Source organism: uncultured Dubosiella sp., assembly GCF_964018005.1.
In the GTDB taxonomy this organism is placed as follows: domain Bacteria; phylum Bacillota_I; class Bacilli_A; order Erysipelotrichales; family Erysipelotrichaceae; genus Dubosiella; species Dubosiella muris.
On record NZ_CAXHOA010000012.1, the window covers coordinates 34227 to 51712 of the forward strand.

14 protein-coding genes, 1 other RNA gene and 1 other annotated feature are annotated in these 17486 nt (G+C 50.3%); of the genes, 12 read left to right on the forward strand and 3 right to left on the reverse strand.

What is annotated here, in order from left to right; translation table 11 throughout:
- Positions 1 to 18: 18 nt before the first annotated feature.
- The 7 genes from yaaA (at position 19) to tadA (ending at position 8099) form a co-directional block, all read left to right on the forward strand.
- On the forward strand, positions 19 to 222 hold the full coding sequence (gene yaaA / locus ABNS49_RS09135; protein WP_135980287.1) for a S4 domain-containing protein YaaA: 204 nt from the start codon (positions 19 to 21) through the stop codon (positions 220 to 222).
- Positions 219 to 1319: a DNA replication/repair protein RecF gene (recF, locus tag ABNS49_RS09140; RefSeq protein WP_135980286.1), complete on the forward strand. Its 1101-nt coding sequence runs from the start codon at positions 219 to 221 to the stop codon at positions 1317 to 1319. Before yaaA ends, recF begins: the two co-directional genes overlap by 4 nt.
- Complete coding sequence (gene gyrB, locus ABNS49_RS09145) at positions 1312 to 3279, forward strand: DNA topoisomerase (ATP-hydrolyzing) subunit B (RefSeq protein WP_135980285.1); 1968 nt, start codon at positions 1312 to 1314, stop codon at positions 3277 to 3279. Before recF ends, gyrB begins: the two co-directional genes overlap by 8 nt.
- A 10-nt stretch (positions 3280 to 3289) precedes the next feature.
- A complete protein-coding gene (gene gyrA / locus ABNS49_RS09150) occupies positions 3290 to 5869 on the forward strand; it encodes a DNA gyrase subunit A (RefSeq protein ID WP_277820807.1) in 2580 nt (859 codons plus the stop codon).
- Between the two features lie 42 nt (positions 5870 to 5911).
- Positions 5912 to 6127, forward strand: a binding site (T-box leader).
- Between the two features lie 28 nt (positions 6128 to 6155).
- Positions 6156 to 7445, forward strand: coding sequence for a serine--tRNA ligase (gene serS, locus ABNS49_RS09155; protein WP_135980284.1), 1290 nt, complete (start codon positions 6156 to 6158; stop codon positions 7443 to 7445).
- A 49-nt stretch (positions 7446 to 7494) separates the two neighbouring features.
- An RNA gene (gene ffs, locus ABNS49_RS09160) (signal recognition particle sRNA small type) lies at positions 7495 to 7592 on the forward strand.
- An 18-nt stretch (positions 7593 to 7610) separates the two neighbouring features.
- On the forward strand, positions 7611 to 8099 hold the full coding sequence (tadA, locus tag ABNS49_RS09165; RefSeq protein ID WP_135980283.1) for a tRNA adenosine(34) deaminase TadA: 489 nt from the start codon (positions 7611 to 7613) through the stop codon (positions 8097 to 8099).
- Positions 8100 to 8112: 13 nt separating this feature from the next.
- On the opposite strand, the gene ABNS49_RS09170 is transcribed toward tadA, so the two are convergent.
- Positions 8113 to 8769, reverse strand: coding sequence for an HAD family phosphatase (locus tag ABNS49_RS09170; protein WP_135980282.1), 657 nt, complete (start codon positions 8767 to 8769; stop codon positions 8113 to 8115).
- 127 nt (positions 8770 to 8896) lie between these two features.
- On the opposite strand from ABNS49_RS09170, the gene dnaX reads away from it, so the two are divergent.
- The 3 genes from dnaX to ABNS49_RS09185 all read left to right on the forward strand — a co-directional run bounded on the left by dnaX (position 8897) and on the right by ABNS49_RS09185 (position 12161).
- Complete coding sequence (dnaX, locus tag ABNS49_RS09175) at positions 8897 to 10657, forward strand: DNA polymerase III subunit gamma/tau (protein WP_135980281.1); 1761 nt, start codon at positions 8897 to 8899, stop codon at positions 10655 to 10657.
- Positions 10658 to 10671: 14 nt separating this feature from the next.
- Positions 10672 to 11262, forward strand: a complete 591-nt coding sequence (recR, locus tag ABNS49_RS09180; RefSeq protein ID WP_135980280.1) for a recombination mediator RecR — start codon at positions 10672 to 10674, stop codon at positions 11260 to 11262.
- A gap of 350 nt (positions 11263 to 11612) precedes the next feature.
- Positions 11613 to 12161, forward strand: coding sequence for a hypothetical protein (locus ABNS49_RS09185; RefSeq protein WP_288341589.1), 549 nt, complete (start codon positions 11613 to 11615; stop codon positions 12159 to 12161).
- A gap of 6 nt (positions 12162 to 12167) precedes the next feature.
- Here ABNS49_RS09185 and ABNS49_RS09190 read toward each other — a convergent pair whose 3' ends face one another.
- Positions 12168 to 12716, reverse strand: a complete 549-nt coding sequence (locus ABNS49_RS09190) for a CYTH domain-containing protein (protein ID WP_288341587.1) — start codon at positions 12714 to 12716, stop codon at positions 12168 to 12170.
- A 55-nt stretch (positions 12717 to 12771) separates the two neighbouring features.
- Here ABNS49_RS09190 and ABNS49_RS09195 point away from each other — a divergent pair, with 55 nt between their 5' ends.
- On the forward strand, positions 12772 to 13626 hold the full coding sequence (locus ABNS49_RS09195; protein WP_288341585.1) for an NAD(+)/NADH kinase: 855 nt from the start codon (positions 12772 to 12774) through the stop codon (positions 13624 to 13626).
- On the opposite strand, the gene ABNS49_RS09200 is transcribed toward ABNS49_RS09195, so the two are convergent.
- The gene (locus ABNS49_RS09200) at positions 13601 to 14851 is read right to left on the reverse strand and encodes an FtsW/RodA/SpoVE family cell cycle protein (protein WP_288341583.1); all 1251 of its coding nucleotides are present in this window, start codon (positions 14849 to 14851) and stop codon (positions 13601 to 13603) included. The two genes, ABNS49_RS09195 and ABNS49_RS09200, sit on opposite strands and share 26 nt — an antisense overlap.
- A gap of 100 nt (positions 14852 to 14951) precedes the next feature.
- Here ABNS49_RS09200 and mutS point away from each other — a divergent pair, with 100 nt between their 5' ends.
- Positions 14952 to 17486 carry a DNA mismatch repair protein MutS gene (mutS, locus tag ABNS49_RS09205; RefSeq protein WP_135980275.1) on the forward strand — a complete coding sequence of 845 codons (2535 nt, stop codon included), beginning with the start codon at positions 14952 to 14954 and terminating at the stop codon, positions 17484 to 17486.

The following is a 17486-nucleotide window of genomic DNA, read 5'->3' on the forward strand; positions in this document are numbered from 1 at the left end:
GATAGGAGCTATTCATTTATGAAATTGAAAATACATACGGACTACATCACGTTAGGCCAGCTTTTGAAGAAAGGCGATCTTATTCAAAGCGGCGGCGAAGCGAAAGGATATTTAAATTCTGTCGAAGTTCTTGTTAATGGCGAGAAGGATCAAAGGCGGGGACGCAAAATACGTCCCGGCGACGTAGTGGAAACCAACGGAGTCAGGATCGAAGTCGAATGAATATCAGGAAATTGAAGTTCTATCATTTTCGAAATTATGACAAGGCTTCTTTTTCTTTTGACGAAAATACGATTCACGTGCTGCAAGGGAAAAACGCGCAAGGCAAGACGAACATCGTCGAAGGCATTTATTTTTTGTCGCTGCTGCGCTCGTTTCGAACGAACAAGCTGGCGCATCTTGTCAAGCATGGCGAAGCGTCTTTTGTGATCGAAGCCGACGTGGAATCCAAAGGTCGGATCGAGGAGCTGAAAGTCGCGGTTTCGGATTCAAAAAAACAACTGTTTCGATTCAACGATCCGGTCGCGAAGTATTCTTCGTTTGTCGGCATGGTGAACGCGATTTTGTTTTGTCCGGACGATATGACGCTGTTTTCGGACGCGCCGGCGGCGCGGCGCAAGTTTATCGACATGGAGCTGATCAAACTGTCAAAGTCGTATACGGCGACTTTGTCGCACTATCAGAAGCTGCTCAAAGAAAGAAACCAGGCGCTGAAGCAGCCATACGTCGACCGTTCCCTGCTGGATGTGTATACGCGACAGATGATTCAGGATCAAAAAATCATCATTTCCCAGCGTCATCGCTTTCTTGACGAGCTGATGGAAAAAGTAAGAACTTTGTATCCTTTTTTTAGCGACGGGCAGGAACGGATGGAGGCGCGTTACGAAACGTTTGTGTCCATCGAGGAAGACGATTTGCAGCAGGCGATGCGCGCCTGCTACGAGAAGACGCTGGAACGCGATCTTCAATACAAGAACACGCAAATCGGCGTGCATAAGGACGACTTCGTCTTTTTGCTGGACGGAGTGCCGCTGGTGGAGGCGGCCAGCCAGGGACAAAAGCGCAGCGTGCTGCTCGCGCTCAAGCTCGGTCTGGCGCAAATCGTCTATGAAAAAGGCGGCCAGTATCCGATTCTTTTGCTGGACGACGTGTTCAGCGAGCTGGATGAAAGCCGACGCCGCAAGCTGATCGCGATGCTGCCGGAAACGATGCAAATATTTATCACCAGCGCCGAGCCAATCCCGAAATCGTGGTTCGAGCGGCCGGTGAAATTTTACGAGATTGAGAACGGGAAGATAAAGGAGGACTTGCATGAGTGAACATAAAAACGAAGAATTTTTAAAATTTGAGGAGATGGAAAACGAAGCGACGTTTGTCGACCATTCCTACACCGCCGACGACATTCAGGTGCTCGAGGGACTCGAAGCGGTTCGGCTTCGTCCCGGGATGTACATTGGCTCGACAAGTTCTCGCGGCTTGCATCATCTCGTCTGGGAAATCGTGGACAACGGCATCGACGAGGCGCTTGCGGGCTTCGCGAACCAAATCGACGTCGTCATCGAAGCGGGCAACGTCATCGCGGTGCGCGACAACGGTCGAGGCATGCCGGTAGGCATTCACGAAAAGACAGGCATCAGCGCGGTGGAAACGATTATGACCGTCCTGCACGCGGGCGGTAAATTCGGCGGCGGCGCGTACAAGGTGTCGGGCGGTTTGCATGGCGTGGGCGCCAGCGTCGTCAACGCGTTGAGCGAATGGATGGAAGTCACCGTTTTCCAGGATGGAAAAGTGTACTTTATCCGCTTCGAGGATGGCGGGCATACGGTCGAGCCATTGAAAGTCATTGGCGAGACGACTCAAACCGGCTCGCTCGTCCGGTTCAAAGCCGATCCGCGCATTTTTAAGGAAACGACAGAGTACGACTACGATATTTTGAACACAAGACTTCGTCAGCTCGCTTTTTTGAACCGGGATATCCGTCTGACGTTGAAGGACGAGCGCGATCCGGAAGAAGCGCGTCAAAGCGACTACCACTACGAGGGCGGAATCATCGAGTACGTGGAATATCTTAACAAAGGAAAACAGACGATTTCGGACCGGGTCATTTACGTGGACGGCCTGCAGGACAACATTTTCGCGGAAGTGGCGCTCCAGTACAACGAGGGGTACCAGTCCAACATTTACTCTTTTTGCAACAACATCAACACGCACGAAGGCGGTTTTCACGAAGACGGTTTCCGGCTGGCGCTGACGCGTGTCATCAACAAATACGGAAAAGACAACAATTTGCTGAAGAAAGACGAAACGCTTTCGCAAGACGACGTGAAGGAAGGGCTGGTGGCGATCATTTCCATCAAGCATCCGGATCCGCAATACGAAGGACAGACGAAAACGAAGCTTGGCAATTCGGAAGTTCGAAAAATCGTTTCCAACATCGTGGGCGAGAAGATGCAGCGCTTCTTTTTGGAAAATCCGACAATCGCCAAGTCGATTGTTGAAAAAGCGATGGTCGCCTCCAAGGCGCGCATTGCGGCGAAAAAAGCCCGCGAGCTAACGCGGCGCAAGTCGGCGCTGGACGGGATTTCCTCGCTGCCGGGTAAATTGACGGACTGCTCGAGCAAAGACGCGAGCGAGTGCGAGATTTACATCGTCGAGGGAAATTCCGCCGGTGGTTCGGCTAAGCAGGGACGCGACGCGAAAACGCAAGCCATCCTGCCGCTGCGAGGAAAGATTTTGAACGTGCAAAAGGCGCGGCCGAACCGTATTTTTGAAAACGCGGAAATCCGCAGCATGATCACGGCGTTTGGATGCGGCATTCAGGACGAAGTGGACGTGTCCAAGCTGCGCTACCACAAAATCGTCATCATGACCGATGCCGATGTCGATGGCTCGCACATTTGCACGCTGATGCTCACGTTCCTGTACCGGTTCATGAAGCCGGTTATCGACGGGGGCTATGTGTACATCGCCCAGCCGCCGCTGTACAAAGTGCAAAAAGGAAAAAAGATCGCCTACGCCTACAAGGAACAGGAAATGGATACGCTGCGCGCCGAATTTAAAGAAGGCTACAAAGTGCAGCGCTACAAAGGTCTTGGCGAGATGGACGCGGAACAGCTGTGGGAAACGACGATGGATCCAAAGCACCGGATCCTGAAGCGGGTCACAGTTGAGGACGCGATGGAGGCCGACGCGGTGTTCGACATGTTGATGGGAGAAGACGTCGAGCCAAGACGCGATTTCATTCAAACGAACGCGACATACGCAACATTAGATTACTAGGAGGTCCGGCATGCCAGAACATGAAAACATGGAAGAATTCGAAATATTAGAGTCTCAGCACGACCAGGTCGAAAACGTTGAGATCTCGAAAGAAATGAAGGAGTCGTTTCTCGACTATTCGATGTCGGTCATCGTGCAGCGCGCGCTGCCGGATGTGCGGGACGGTTTGAAACCGGTTCACCGCCGGATTTTGTATGCGATGAACAGTTTGAATATGACGGCCACGGTGGCGCACAAAAAAAGCGCCCGGATCGTCGGCGATGTCATCGGCAAGTACCATCCGCATGGCGATACGGCCGTATACGACGCGATGGTGCGCATGGCGCAGGACTTTTCCTACCGGTATCCGCTCGTGGACGGCCACGGCAACTTTGGCTCCCTGGATGGCGATGGTGCGGCGGCGATGCGTTATACCGAGGCGCGGATGTCGAAGATCTCGATGGAGATGGTGGCCGACATCAACAAGGAAACGGTCGACTTCACGCCGACGTACGACTCGGAAGGCGAGGAGCCAGTCGTTTTGCCTAGCCGCATTCCGAACTTGCTGCTCAACGGGGCGGTCGGGATCGCGGTCGGGATGGCGACCAACATTCCGCCGCACAATTTGAATGAAACGGTGGATGGCATCAAGGCGGTCATGGACGATCCGGATATCACGGTGCCCGAGCTCATGGAACACATTAAAGGACCGGATTTTCCGACGGGCGGCATTATTTTGGGCCGCAAGGGAATCCGCCAGGCATATGAAACAGGAAGAGGTTCCATCTCGATTCGTTCGAAGTACCGGGTCGAGGAATTGAGCCAGGGCCGTAAGCGGATCATCTTTTATGAAATTCCTTACGCCATCAACAAAGCCAACTTGATGACGAAGATGGCGGCTCTCATTCGGGATAAGGCGCTGCAAGGCGTCACGTATTTGAACGACGAAAGCAACCGCGAAGGCGTGCGCATCGTCATGGAGCTGAAAAAAGACGCGCAGGAAGATGTGATTTTGAATCAGCTGTTCCGATTGACGCCGCTTCAAAGCTCGTTTGGCATCAACATGCTCGCCTTGGAGCACGGAAAGCCAAAACAGCTGACGCTGAAGGAAATCATCGTCGACTACATTGATCATCAAACGGATGTGATTATCCGAAAAACGAGATATGAATTGCGTAAAGCGGAAGAACGGGCGCATATTTTGGAAGGATTGCGGATCGCGCTGGATCATTTGGATGAAGTCATTCATATGATTCGCTCCTCCCATAAAGATGAAAACGGATTGAACGCTGATCTGTGCGCGGCGTTCGGATTCTCGCCGGTGCAGGCGAAAGCCATTTTGGCGATGCAGCTGCGGCGGCTGTCGGGATTGGAACGGGAAAAAATCGAAAACGAGTACCAGGCTCTTTTGAAAACGATTGCCGACTTGAAAGACATTTTAGCCAACCATTCCCGGGTTCTTCAAATCATTCGCGACGATTTGGACGAAATGGTCAACCGGTTTGGCGACGAGCGGCGAACCGAGATCGCCGATTCCTATGTCGACATGGAGGACGAGGATTTGATTCCTCGCGAGGATATCATTATCACATTGACGGAGTCAGGCTATATTAAAAGGCAGCCGGTCGATACGTACCACGCCCAAAACCGCGGCGGACGCGGAATCAAATCCGTGACGCTCAACGAAGAGGATTCGGTGGATACGATGGTGGCGATGACGACGCATAACCACATTTTGCTGTTTACGAACAAAGGACGGGTGTATCGTTTGAAGGGCTACAACATTCCAAACGCTTCCCGCACGGCGAAAGGATTGCCAATCGTCAATATTATCGAGCTGCTGCCGGATGAAAAAGTGCAGACGCTGCTGCCGATCCCGGAAGACAAGGAAGGCGTCGAGTCGTTGTTGTTTGTCACGAAAAACGGATTGGCGAAACGCACGCCGGTGTCGGAGTTCGACAACATCAATAAAAACGGCAAGATCTCGATCACGCTGCGCGAAGGCGACGAGCTGCGGTATGTGAAAGCGACACGAGGCGATGACGAAGTCATCATCGCGGGCGACAACGGTAAAGCGGTGCGCTTCGACGAAAAGGAAATCCGGATGATGGGACGAACCGCGTCGGGCGTGCAAGGATTCAACACGGATGGCGGAACGGTGATTGGCGTGGCCCTCTCCCATGAAGGCGACACGGTTCTTGTCGTATCGGAAAACGGATATGGCAAACGCAGCCAGTTCGACGATTTCCGTTTGACGTCGCGTGGCAAAAAAGGCGTCCGAGCGCTCCACATTACGGAGAAGACCGGCAGCCTGGTTTCGCTTCAGGCGGTCAAAGGCGACGAGGACGCGTTGATCGTGTCGAGCACAGGCATCATGATTCGTTTGCGGTTAGCCGATATCGGCGTCTATGGCCGCAACACCCAGGGACTGAAGCTCATTAGTTTGAACGACGGGGCGAAAGTGACGAAGGTGACGCTGGTGAATGGCGACGAGGAAGAAGTCGAAGAGATCGACATTGTCAAAGACGGCGAAGGCATGGTTGAGCGGCTGGATGTGGAATCCAACGACGAGCAGGAAATGAATGTCTTTGAAGAAAACTTGACGGAATAAAAAACCGGAGTTGAAATCAAAGACAAATATGATATATTAAAACCGAAAACATCGAGAAGGACAGTATACGCGGCAAAGAGCGCAGAGAGGACATGGGTGGTGCGAATGTCCCTTGGATCCGCGTGTCGAGCCCCTTCGAGTGAACCGGGGAATCCAGTATCCGGTTTCGGCCCACACCGTTATTTTGTGGAAGACTTTTCCGGAAAATGTTTCACGTGAAAAGAAAAAAGGTGGCACCACGAGACCTTCGTCCTTTTTGAAGGTCTCTTTTTTATAGGAGGAGAACATGCTAGATATCAAATTTGTTCGAGAGAACCCAGATCTTGTGAAAGAGAATATGAAAAAGAAATTCCAGGATCATAAGCTGCATCTCGTGGATGAAGTGATCCAGGACGATCTGGATTTACGGCAAACGCAGCGGCAGGCGGACGATCTGCGCAGTCAGCGCAAGTCGATTTCCAAAGAAATCGGAAAACTGATGGGACAAGGAAAAAAAGAGGAAGCCGAGCAAACCAAACAAAAGGTGGCCGCGATTGCCGAGGATTTGAACGCGCTTTCGAATAAAGAAGACGCGCTGCGGGCTGCGGTGCAGGAAAAGATGATGCAAATTCCGAATATGATCGACGCCAGCGTTCCGATTGGAAAAGACGATTCGGAAAACGTGGAGCTGGAGCGCTTTGGCGAACCGTTTGTTCCGGATTTCGAGATTCCTTACCATACCGAGATTATGGAGTCGTTTCATGGAATCGACTTGGACAGCGCCCGCAAAGTGGCGGGAAACGGCTTTTATTATTTAATGGGCGATATCGCCAGACTGCATTCGGCTATTTTGTCTTACGCGCGCGACTTCATGATCGACAAGGGATTCACGTACGTCATCCCGCCTTACATGATTCGCTCCAATGTCGTGACCGGCGTCATGTCGTTTGCGGAAATGGAAGGCATGATGTATAAGATCGACAGCGAGGATCTGTATTTAATTGGAACGAGCGAGCATTCGATGATTGGAAAATTCATTGACACGATTCTCGACGAAAAAGACCTTCCATACACGTACACTTCGTACTCGCCTTGTTTCCGGAAGGAAAAGGGCGCCCACGGAATCGAAGAGCGGGGCGTGTACCGGATCCACCAGTTTGAGAAGCAGGAAATGATCGTCGTCTGCAAACCGGAAGATTCCATGGACTGGTTCAAGAAGATGTATATGAACACGGTAGAGTTTTTCCGCTCGATGGATGTGCCGGTCCGAACGCTGGAATGCTGCTCGGGCGATTTGGCGGATCTCAAATGCAAATCGGTCGACGTCGAAGCATGGTCCCCTCGACAGCAAAAATACTTTGAAGTGGGAAGCTGTTCCAATTTGACAGACGCGCAGGCGCGCCGACTGAAAATCCGGGTCAAGGACGAGAACGGCAAGAAGTATTTCGCCCACACGCTCAACAACACGTGCGTGGCGCCGCCCAGAATGCTGATCGCCTTCCTGGAAAACAATCTGGAGGCGGATGGATCGGTTCGCATTCCGGAGGTGCTGCGGCCGTATATGGGAATGAAAGAAAAACTCGTTCCGGTTCGCTAATCCAAACCTTTCTGTTTTGAATTGACAGGAATTTGGAAGTTTGCTATTATGAATGAGCTACTACAATACGATCTTACGAATCAGGTCAGGTCAGGAATGAAGCAGCCTTAAGGAAGCTCCCGTATGTGTAGTAGTTTTTTTTATGGAAAAGTCGAGGAAGCAGAAATGGACGAGCAATACTGGATGAAGAAAGCCATTGTGGAAGCGAAGAAAGCGCTGAAATACGACGAGGTGCCGATTGGCTGCGTGATCGTCAAAGACAACCAAATCATCGCGAGAGGATCGAACCGACGCGAAACAAAGCAACGTTCCATCGCGCATGCGGAAATCATCGCTATTGAAAAAGCGTGCCGGAAACTTGGTTCCTGGCGGCTGGACGACTGCGATTTGTATGTGACGCTTGAACCATGTCCGATGTGCGCGGGAGCCATCATCCAGTCCCGTATTCGCCGGGTCGTCTTTGGGGCGTACGATCCCAAAGGAGGCTGCGTGGGATCGTGTACGAATTTATTCGCCGTTCCCGGTTTCAATCACTACCCTTCCTATGAAGGAGGAATTTTGCAGCCGGAGTGTTCGGCTTTGCTGTCGGATTTTTTCAGAAAAAAACGGAAATTGCGAAAAGAACAAAAAAAACAAGGAGCGCCATCGGATTGAGGCGCTCCTTTTCCTATGATTGCTCCGATTCGCGTAAAAGCGGAATGACTTGATCAAGTCGTTCCACGATTTTCCACGTTTTTTTGGCGTATTCCGGTTCCGGGTATTTCATATCCGGAACGCAGACCACCCGGATGCCGGCCCGGCTGGCGGCTAGAATTCCCATTTCGCTGTCTTCCAAAACTAGACACGCTTCCGGTGGAAGCTGGAGCTTTTGGCACGCTTTCAAAAAGATTTCCGGATCCGGCTTTCCTCTTTCCACTTCATCGCCGCAAATCGTCTCGTCAAACGCGTTGGCTAAATCCGCTTTGGCTAAAATTTTGTCGACGCGCTCCCGCGTGCTGCTGGTCGCCACGCACGTTTTATATCCCTGCGCTTTTAAATAGTCGAGAAGCGGGCGCAACCCGGGTTTGACGGGTACGCCTTCTTGTTCGAACTGGGCGGCCATCCGGTCGTGGTTCGCCTTCATGATTTCCGGTGCCGGGAAGTCGCTGCCAAACCCTTTGTAAAACACATCCCAAATTTGCGGGACCGGCTTTCCGAGGCATTGGACATACATATCGACGGTCAATGTCTTTCCGAGCTTTTCACAAAGTTCCACATAGCCTTCGTAGGTGACTCTTTCCGAGTCAATCATCAGGCCGTCCATATCAAAGATGATCCCTTTCATCGTCTTTCTCCTTTCTCTCTTTCATTGTATCGGGTTCCGTTTCGGGAAGCAATTCGAAATCCGATGTCCAACAGCGGCGGCTTCTCATGCTATAATGGGAAAGTATATCGGAAAGGAGCGATGACGTATGGCGTATCAGGCGCTTTATCGCAAATACCGGCCATCGAATTTCGAGGAAGTCGTTGGCCAACGGCAAATCATTCAAACGTTGAAAAACGCCGTGCTGCACAACCGGATCTCGCACGCGTATTTGTTTTGCGGACCGCGGGGAACGGGAAAGACTTCGATCGCGAAGATTTTCGCGCGCATGCTCAACTGCACCGATCCTCAAAACGCGCCATGCAATCAATGTCCCAACTGCAAGATGGCGCTGTCCAATTCCCATCCGGATATTATAGAAATCGACGCCGCCAGCAACAATGGCGTGGACGAGGTTCGGAACTTGATCGAGCGGGTGAAATACGCGCCGATGGAAGGCAAATACAAAGTCTATATTATTGACGAGGTGCATATGATGACGACCGGCGCGTTCAACGCGTTGCTCAAAACGATCGAGGAGCCTCCGGAACATGTGATTTTCATTTTTGCGACGACGGAGCCAAACAAAGTGATTCCAACCATCATTTCCCGCTGTCAGCGTTTCGATTTTTCCAAAGTCGCGATCAAGGACATCGTTTCCCGTTTGACGACGGTTTGCCAGGAGGAAGGCATCGACGCCTCGCTGCCGGCTTTGTCGCTCATTGCGGAATTGAGCGATGGCGGCATGCGCGACTCGCTGTCGATTTTGGATCAATGCGTGGCGTATTGCGACAAGCATATCGAGCTGGACGACGTGCGGGAGGTATATGGTGTCGTCACGAAGCAGGACATTGGGCGGCTGTTGATGGATTTAAGCGAGCGCAAAGTGGAAGATGTGATTGAGTTTCTCCATGGCATTGACGAGGACGGTTTCGATTTGAAACGATTCACGGCGGACGCGATTCGCTTATTGAAAGACAGCGTGATTTTGGAGTACTCGGCGAATTCGACGCTTGTGGACGAGAGCACGAAGGAAGTCGTCCATGAGTCGATGAAAAACATTCCCTTGAGCGGACGGATCGCTTTGATGAATTTGTTGATGGACACCTACAGCAAGTTTTCATATGCCAGTCGGATTTTGGATTATATCGAGGGCGCGTTTTTGCAGTTTCTGTCAAATTCGTATTCAGATGCTTCGGCTTCGAATTCTGAAAACATTCCGGTTTCAGAGGTGAAAAAGTACGATTTTTCGAAGAATGAGCCATCTGAACAGTCAGAAATCGGCCAAAAAACAGTGAAAATCCCCCAAAAACAGGGCTTTTCACATCCTATTCCCATTTCTGATGTTTCACGTGAAACAATTATTGACACAAAAAATGCTAATTTTCAGTCCGAGCGCATTCGGTTTGAAGACGAATATGTGCTTGGTTTACTCGTTGGCGCGACGAAATCGGAGCGCCAAAAAGACGCGATGAAATTCAATATTCAAGATCAGCTAATGACAGATTTGAGATGGATTCGCAGTATCAGTTTGCTTAAAAATAGCCAGCTGGTCGCCAGTGGCTCCAATTATGTGCTCGTGGAAACCCAGCATCCGCTCGAAGCGGATGAGCTGAACGAAATGGAATTCAACATCGGTTTCCTGGATTATTTCGAAGGCCTTCTTGGAACACCGAAAAAACTGTTCGCGGTTCCCAAAGCGCAATACGAGCGCGTCGTCCGGCAGTTTCGGGAACGCATGGCCAGCCATGATTTGCCGGAGCCGGTTGTCGTGGAACTGAAAAAGGAACAAAAAACGGAAAATACGAAAAACAACGAGGGAGACTTAATGACAAAAGTGTTTCCAACCATTCAAATTTTTGAAGATTAAAGAGAGGAGTCTGTATGTATCCAAACCAGTTAGAAAATCTGATTTTCGCCTTGCAGCGTCTGCCTGGCGTCGGGGCGAAAACCGCCGAACGATACGCGTTTACCATTTTGGATTGGGACGCGGAAAAACGAAAAGATCTGATCGCGTCTCTGAATGGCATAGATCAAATTCAGCACTGCGAAATTTGCGGGAACTTGAGCAGCGGCAAAATCTGCTCGATATGTGAAAATCACAACCGAAATCAGAACATCATCTGCGTCGTTTCCTATCCGAAAGACATTGTGGCGATTGAGAATATGCAATCGTATGAAGGGGTGTATCATGTGTTGAACGGGTTGATTAACACATCCAAAGGCATCCTGCCGGATATGTTGAACATCAACGCGCTGCTGAAACGGATCAATGAAGAAACAGAGGAAGTGATTCTTGCGGTGGACCCGACGATTGAAGGCGAGACGACCGCGCTGTATTTGGAAAAGCTGCTGCAAGGACATGTTAAAGTATCGAAGCTGGCGCATGGAATTCCGGTGGGGGGACATTTGGATTACGCGGATGCCCGAACCTTGGCGAAAGCGTTCGAAGGACGCAGCTCGAACGAAAAATAGTCCTTTTTCTGGCGAAGGAGCGTTGAATCCTTCGCTTTTTTTATTACCGAAAAGGGATAAGGAAAGAAGAGGTGAAAAACATGGAGAAAGGAAGAAAAACGAAAACCTTACCGGTCATATGAAATAAATCGTAAAAATCACACCTCAATCTTGAGAGAAATTCAAAAAAGTTGAAAATATATGAAAATCATATATAAATCATATAAAAGAAAATCGGTGGAAACCAGAAGGCGAAAATGGCGTTCTTTTTTCGCTTTTCGTATCCGGGCCAATCGGAATAGCTATTCAATATAAAGTATGCTATAATGCATTCGCTGATTTTTATTTATGAAAAAGAGAGGATGATTGGAATGTCTGAAGTCGAAAAAACGATCGACGTTTACTATGATATGGATATTGCGCAGATTTGTCAGCATTTCAACAAATCCCGGAATACAGTCGATAAAGCCATCGCCAAACTTGTCAAAGACAATCCGGATAAAGATTGGAAATATAAAAACCCGGAAACGAAGCGGATCACGATCAAAGCGGAAGGCGTGGAAAAACTGTCGACGTATTTCCGGAAGGAAAAACACGAAGTGTCGGCTGTGGAAATGGAACTTCGCTATGAAAATGAGAAGCTGAAAGCGATCATTGAAGAGAAGGAAAAAGCGGCGAATCAAATCGAGCAACTGTATAAAGAAAGACTGCTGCTGGAACTGGAAAAAAACCGGCAGACGTTTTTGCTGGAAAACCAAACAAAAGAGTCTAAAATTTCCGAATTGGAATCTGAAAATCAGAAATTAAAAAAAGAACTGTCCGAGGCGGAAGAACTCAAACGCAAAAACGAGGACTATAAAAGAAAAGAAGAAGAATACAATTCAAAATCCTTCTTCTACCGCTTGATGCACAAAATCTAATTTGGCTCAATCTTTCATTGCTCTGGCAATTTTGCTGGAGCAATTTTTTTCATACCGCAATCCAAACGGGGCGAGAAACTCGTTAAACGCCCGCACTCCGTCGTGGTCTTCAAAATATTCATATTCGATTTCATAATCCGTATGGTGCGCGAATGTCGTCTGATCCAGACAAAGCTCGGCGTGGTCGAGTTTTAAAAGACGCCTTGTTGTCGTAAACGAAGCGACCGGCTGAAGTTTCTGAACAGGAATATGATACTCCGTCAGCCACGAAAGCACTTGCGGATCGCGGATGGCGGCGATCGTGTCGGCGTCGATCGGACGTTCCAGCTCGATGAGCGTGATCGGGTCGATCCGTTTTTTCAATGTGAAAATCCGTTCGTCTTTCGTAGTTCGGATCCGCAGCGCGCAACCCGCGTCGCGTACTTGCGAATCGGGTGTGTCGAAATACACATTGGTTTGCGTGCGGCAAACCGGAAAATCACAGGAAGATAAAATCTCATCGTACTTTTGCCTGGAAAGCAGAAGTTTCAACTCACGTTCTTTATTTTCGTACATTGTCTATCACCTTCTGTTTTCATGATACAATGAACAGGAAACAAACAAAAGCACGATGAGCCAAATCACCAAGGAATCAAAGGATACGCACAAGGAAGGGGGAAGCGAAGTTTCCTGCATGTATCCACTTCGCAATCCGATGAAATTCAATATCGTCGATCGTTCCGATCCCAATTCGGTTCAAATCGCGGCCTACATCCGGTCGCAATGTGAAAAACGAGGGTGGATTTACGATCCGGAGCAACCGGAAATCATTTTATGCATTGGCGGCGACGGAACGCTGTTGCGAGCCATCCACCAGTATTTGGAGCAGCTGGATCGCATCGCCTTTATCGGTATCCATACGGGAACGCTTGGTTTTTTTACCGATTATACCCAGCAGGAAATTGAAATGTTTTTAGAGGACATCGAAAAAGGTGAGCCGGACATCGAGCAGTCTCCGCTTCTGGCAATGAAACTGGAAAACGGGGAAACGATTTACTCTTTGAATGAAATGCGCATCGAATCGTTTTCCAAGACGTTGATTCTCGATATTTATTTGGATCATGAGTTTTTCGAACGCGCGACCGGTTCCGGCATTTGCGTTTCTTCGCAAGCCGGTTCGACCGCTGTGAACCGCGCCCTCAACGGAGCCGTGATCGACAGCGGACTGGAAGTGATGCAGTTGTGTGAAATCATGCCCATTTCCCATAAAAACCACCACTCTTTGCGCAATCCGTACATAATGAACACCAACCGGGTCATTACGATTTTATCGAAAGAGCTTGGAGAGGCGCATGTGTGCTACGACCATCTCGAGCGGTCGCTGGCCGGCAACGAACGAGTGGAAATCTGGACATCCGAAAAAAAAGTGCGATTCGCCCGATATCGCACGTATTCCTATCTTAAACGTTTGAAGAACCTTTATTAGCCGAGGTTCTTTTCTTCAACTTTCCAATTCGAATGCCTTTTTTGCGCGCCTGTGGACTGGAATTTGAAATGAATCCAAAGGCGATAAAATAGGAAAGGATACTACTGCCGCCATACGAGATAAGCGGCAAGGTGATACCCGTGATCGGCAGCAGGCCGACGATCATGCCCAGGTTTTGGATTTGCTGGTAAAACAGCATGCCGATAACGCCGATGACGATCAACCGGTCCGTCCGGTTGCGCATGTTGTAGGCGATCTTGCACAAATACAAGTCGAGTCCAAAGCACGAAAGCACAATCACCGTCGTGCCAATCAAACCAAAGCTTTGACCAAACGCCGCGAAAATGAAGTCCGTATGGGCCTCGGGAATCGCGATGATGTTAGGCTGCAAGCCATAGCCGGTCAGCCCCGAGCTGCCTAAAGAAAGCAGGGCGGTGTACAACTGGTTGGAGCTGCCCCGAATGTTGCTTTCGGGATCCAGCCAGGCGTCGATACGCTGCAAGCGGTAGCTGGAAACAAACGAGTGCAGGAAATCCTCCTGGAAAAAATACAAGTAGAAAAAGCCGCCAATGGCGAGAACCGCCAAACCGAGCAAAATCCAAATATACTGCTTCCGGATCCCCGAGCACATAAGCATGACGAGAATCGTGACGAAGATAATGATGCAAACGCCCGTGTCCGGTTGAAGAAAAATGAGCACCAGCGGCGGCAGCACGACTTTTCCGATTTCCCACAGCATGTGCAAATCGTCATGCATGGTCGGGTTTTTATGCTTTTTCTGAAAGCTCGTAATCGTTTGCGCCGTCATGACAATCAGGACGATCTTCAAAAACTCCGAAGGCTGAAAACTCGATATGAACGGGATCTGAAACCAGGAAACCGCGCCGTTGAGCGTCGGAGCGAGCGGGAGGTTGAAGTGAAGCAGCCGGGAACAGACCATCGACAAAAACAAGTACACCAGACATCCCATCAAAAAGTTGTAGGCCGGCCGCATGTAGCGGTACAAGACCCGGTTGTGAAAATAGCCGATGATCCCCATCGTCGTGAAGCCGACGATGTACCAGATGACCTGCATCACAAGATAGCGGGTACCCGATCCGATACTGATCAAATTAAACGATGTATATAAAGCAAGACAGCTGAGCGCGCACATCCAAAGCAAAATGAGAATAAAGCCGATGTCGATTCGCAAAGTGTGTTTTCCGATTTTGATTTTATGTTTCACAAATGACCCCCTTGTTTTCATAGTATATCACTAAGGCGAAAAGATTTGGTATAATGAAAAACAAGGATTTCTTGAAGATGGATAGAAAGGACGAAGAAACGTGCCAAAAAAACAGCAATACACTCCGATGATGCAGCATTATTTAAAGCTGAAAGAAGAAAACCAGGACTCGATCCTCTTTTACAGGCTCGGCGATTTTTACGAAATGTTTTTCGAAGACGCCAAAACGGCCTCCAGGGAACTCGACCTTGTCCTGACCGGCCGCTCGGCGGGCGTCGAAGAAAAAGTGCCGATGTGCGGCATCCCGTTCCACGCCGCGCAGGCTTACATTCAGCGTCTCATCAAAAAAGGCTACAAGGTGGCGATTTGCGAGCAGCTGTCCGATCCATCCCAATCCAAAGGGCTCGTGGATCGGGACATTATCAAAATCGTGACGCCCGGCACGTACATGGAGGAAACGTCTGAATCCAAAGCAAGCAACTATTTAGCCGCCATTCATATGAATGGCTATGAAGTGTGCGTTTTGTATTGCGAGCTGAGTACAGGCGAGCTTCGAAGCCAAAAGCTGGAGCGCTCGCTCGTCCGGCTGCAAAAAGCGCTGCTGGAAATGAATGTGAGCGAAATCGTCGTGGATTCCACAATGGATAAACGATGGAAAGCGGCGTTTGAGGAACTGGACCGCTTTTTGATTTCGACCCATAAAAAAAGCCCGCTGGAGCCCGACGATGAAAAGCTGCTGACCGAAAACGACGAGTCGATGCGCGAAACGCTGGGCTTGCTGATGGGGTATTTGAAAAAGACCCAGAAGCAGCACATCGACCATTTTTTCCAAATCGAGAAAATGGACCAGGACCATATCCTTCAAATGGATTACGACACGAAACAGCATCTCGAGCTGACCGAAAGCCGTTCCAACGCCGCCAAAGCCATCTCCCTTTGGGAGTTCATGGATCGGACGCAAAGCGCCATGGGCGCAAGGCTTCTCAAACAGTGGATCGTCGCTCCGCTCATCGAACAAGGCCCGATCGAACAGCGCCAGGACGCGATCGAGCAGCTGATGGACGACTTCATGCTGCGGGAACAGCTGAAAGATCATTTGGGGTTTATTTACGACATGGAACGCCTGGCTTCCCGGATCGCGTACGGCAACGCCAGCCCGCGCGACATCATCCAGCTTGTCGCCTCGCTCGAGCACGCCGCGCCGATTCTCGAGATGGCCGGCCGGCTGGAAGCGTATCCGCAGTTTCAATCGGTTCCCACATGCCAGAGCTTGTATGAAACGATTCAGGGCGCGATCGTGGACGAGCCGCCTTTGACGCTAAAAGAGGGCGGCGTGTTTCGGGCCGGCTACTCCGAAGAGCTGGACGAAGTGAAAAAAATCGCGGATGAGGGGCAAAACTACATCATCGCTCTGGAACAAAAAGAACGGGAACGGACCGAAGTGCGGTCGTTGAAAATCGGCTACAACCGCGTGTTTGGATACTATATCGAAGTGCGGAACGGAAATCTTGAACGAATCAAGCCGGAATTCGGCTATGTGGCCAAGCAGACACTGGCCAACGCCACCCGTTTTATAACCCAGGAATTGAAAGAGGAGGAGGAAAAGATCCTCCACGCCCAGGAACGGAAAGTGAAGCTGGAAATGGAGCTGTTCCAGCAGCTGCTGGCGACCATCAAGGCGAATCTTTTCGATTTGCATACGTGCGCCCACGCTTTGGCGACTGTCGACGTGCTCGTGGCGCTGGCCGAACTGGCGGGCAAGGAAGGCTATGTGCGGCCCCGATTCAACGCCAGCCACCGCGTGGAAGTGCTCGAAGGCAAGCATCCGATTTTGGATGCGCGCATGAGCGCGTACATTTCTAACGACTGGATCATGGACGAGCAGGAGCACATCGAACTCATTACCGGACCGAACATGGGCGGAAAGTCGACGTATATGCGTCAAAACGCGCTGCTCGTTATTATGGCGCAAATGGGAAGTTTCATCCCGGCGCGCAGCGCGAACCTGCCGTTGTTCGACCGGATCTTTACCCGGATCGGGGCGAGCGACGATTTGCTGACGGGCAAATCGACTTTTATGATGGAAATGATGGAAGCCAACGCGGCCCTCCAGTACGCCACGGCCGACTCGCTCATTATTTTTGACGAAATTGGCCGCGGAACGGCGACATACGACGGTATGGCGATCGCCCAGGCGATGCTTGAATACATTGACGCGGCCCTCCAAGCCAAGACACTGTTTTCCACTCATTACCACGAACTGACGAATTTGGAAGAAGAGCACGCCACGATGAAAAACGTCCACGTCGACGTGCAGGAAAAGAAAGGCGAAATCGAGTTTCGCTACCGCATCGTCAAAGGCAAGGCGGACAAGTCGTATGGCATCAACGTGGCCCGGCTCGCTAAACTGCCCAAAGTCGTGCTGGAGCGCGCTTCCAGCTTGCTGAAAGGATTCGAGTCGCAAGACAACACAAGCGGATACCAGCCTAATTTGTTTATCATGGACGAAGTCAAGCCGGAAAAATCGAAGCTGATCCAAAAATTGCAAACGATCGACGTCGACGAGCTGACTCCCCGGGAGGCGCTGGCTTGCTTGTACGAGCTGAAAAAGCTGCAAGAGGAAATCGAGGAATAA

Excerpts from the sequence above, each read along its gene's own strand:
- yaaA (WP_135980287.1), top strand. The coding sequence starts at position 19 with ATGAAATTGAAAATACATACGGACTACATCACGTTAGGCCAGCTTTTG.
- recF (WP_135980286.1), top strand. The coding sequence starts at position 219 with ATGAATATCAGGAAATTGAAGTTCTATCATTTTCGAAATTATGACAAG.
- gyrB (WP_135980285.1), top strand. The coding sequence starts at position 1,312 with ATGAGTGAACATAAAAACGAAGAATTTTTAAAATTTGAGGAGATGGAA.
- gyrA (WP_277820807.1), top strand. The coding sequence starts at position 3,290 with ATGCCAGAACATGAAAACATGGAAGAATTCGAAATATTAGAGTCTCAG.
- serS (WP_135980284.1), top strand. The coding sequence starts at position 6,156 with ATGCTAGATATCAAATTTGTTCGAGAGAACCCAGATCTTGTGAAAGAG.
- tadA (WP_135980283.1), top strand. The coding sequence starts at position 7,611 with ATGGACGAGCAATACTGGATGAAGAAAGCCATTGTGGAAGCGAAGAAA.
- ABNS49_RS09170 (WP_135980282.1), bottom strand. The coding sequence starts at position 8,769 with ATGAAAGGGATCATCTTTGATATGGACGGCCTGATGATTGACTCGGAA.
- dnaX (WP_135980281.1), top strand. The coding sequence starts at position 8,897 with ATGGCGTATCAGGCGCTTTATCGCAAATACCGGCCATCGAATTTCGAG.
- recR (WP_135980280.1), top strand. The coding sequence starts at position 10,672 with ATGTATCCAAACCAGTTAGAAAATCTGATTTTCGCCTTGCAGCGTCTG.
- ABNS49_RS09185 (WP_288341589.1), top strand. The coding sequence starts at position 11,613 with ATGTCTGAAGTCGAAAAAACGATCGACGTTTACTATGATATGGATATT.
- ABNS49_RS09190 (WP_288341587.1), bottom strand. The coding sequence starts at position 12,716 with ATGTACGAAAATAAAGAACGTGAGTTGAAACTTCTGCTTTCCAGGCAA.
- ABNS49_RS09195 (WP_288341585.1), top strand. The coding sequence starts at position 12,772 with ATGAGCCAAATCACCAAGGAATCAAAGGATACGCACAAGGAAGGGGGA.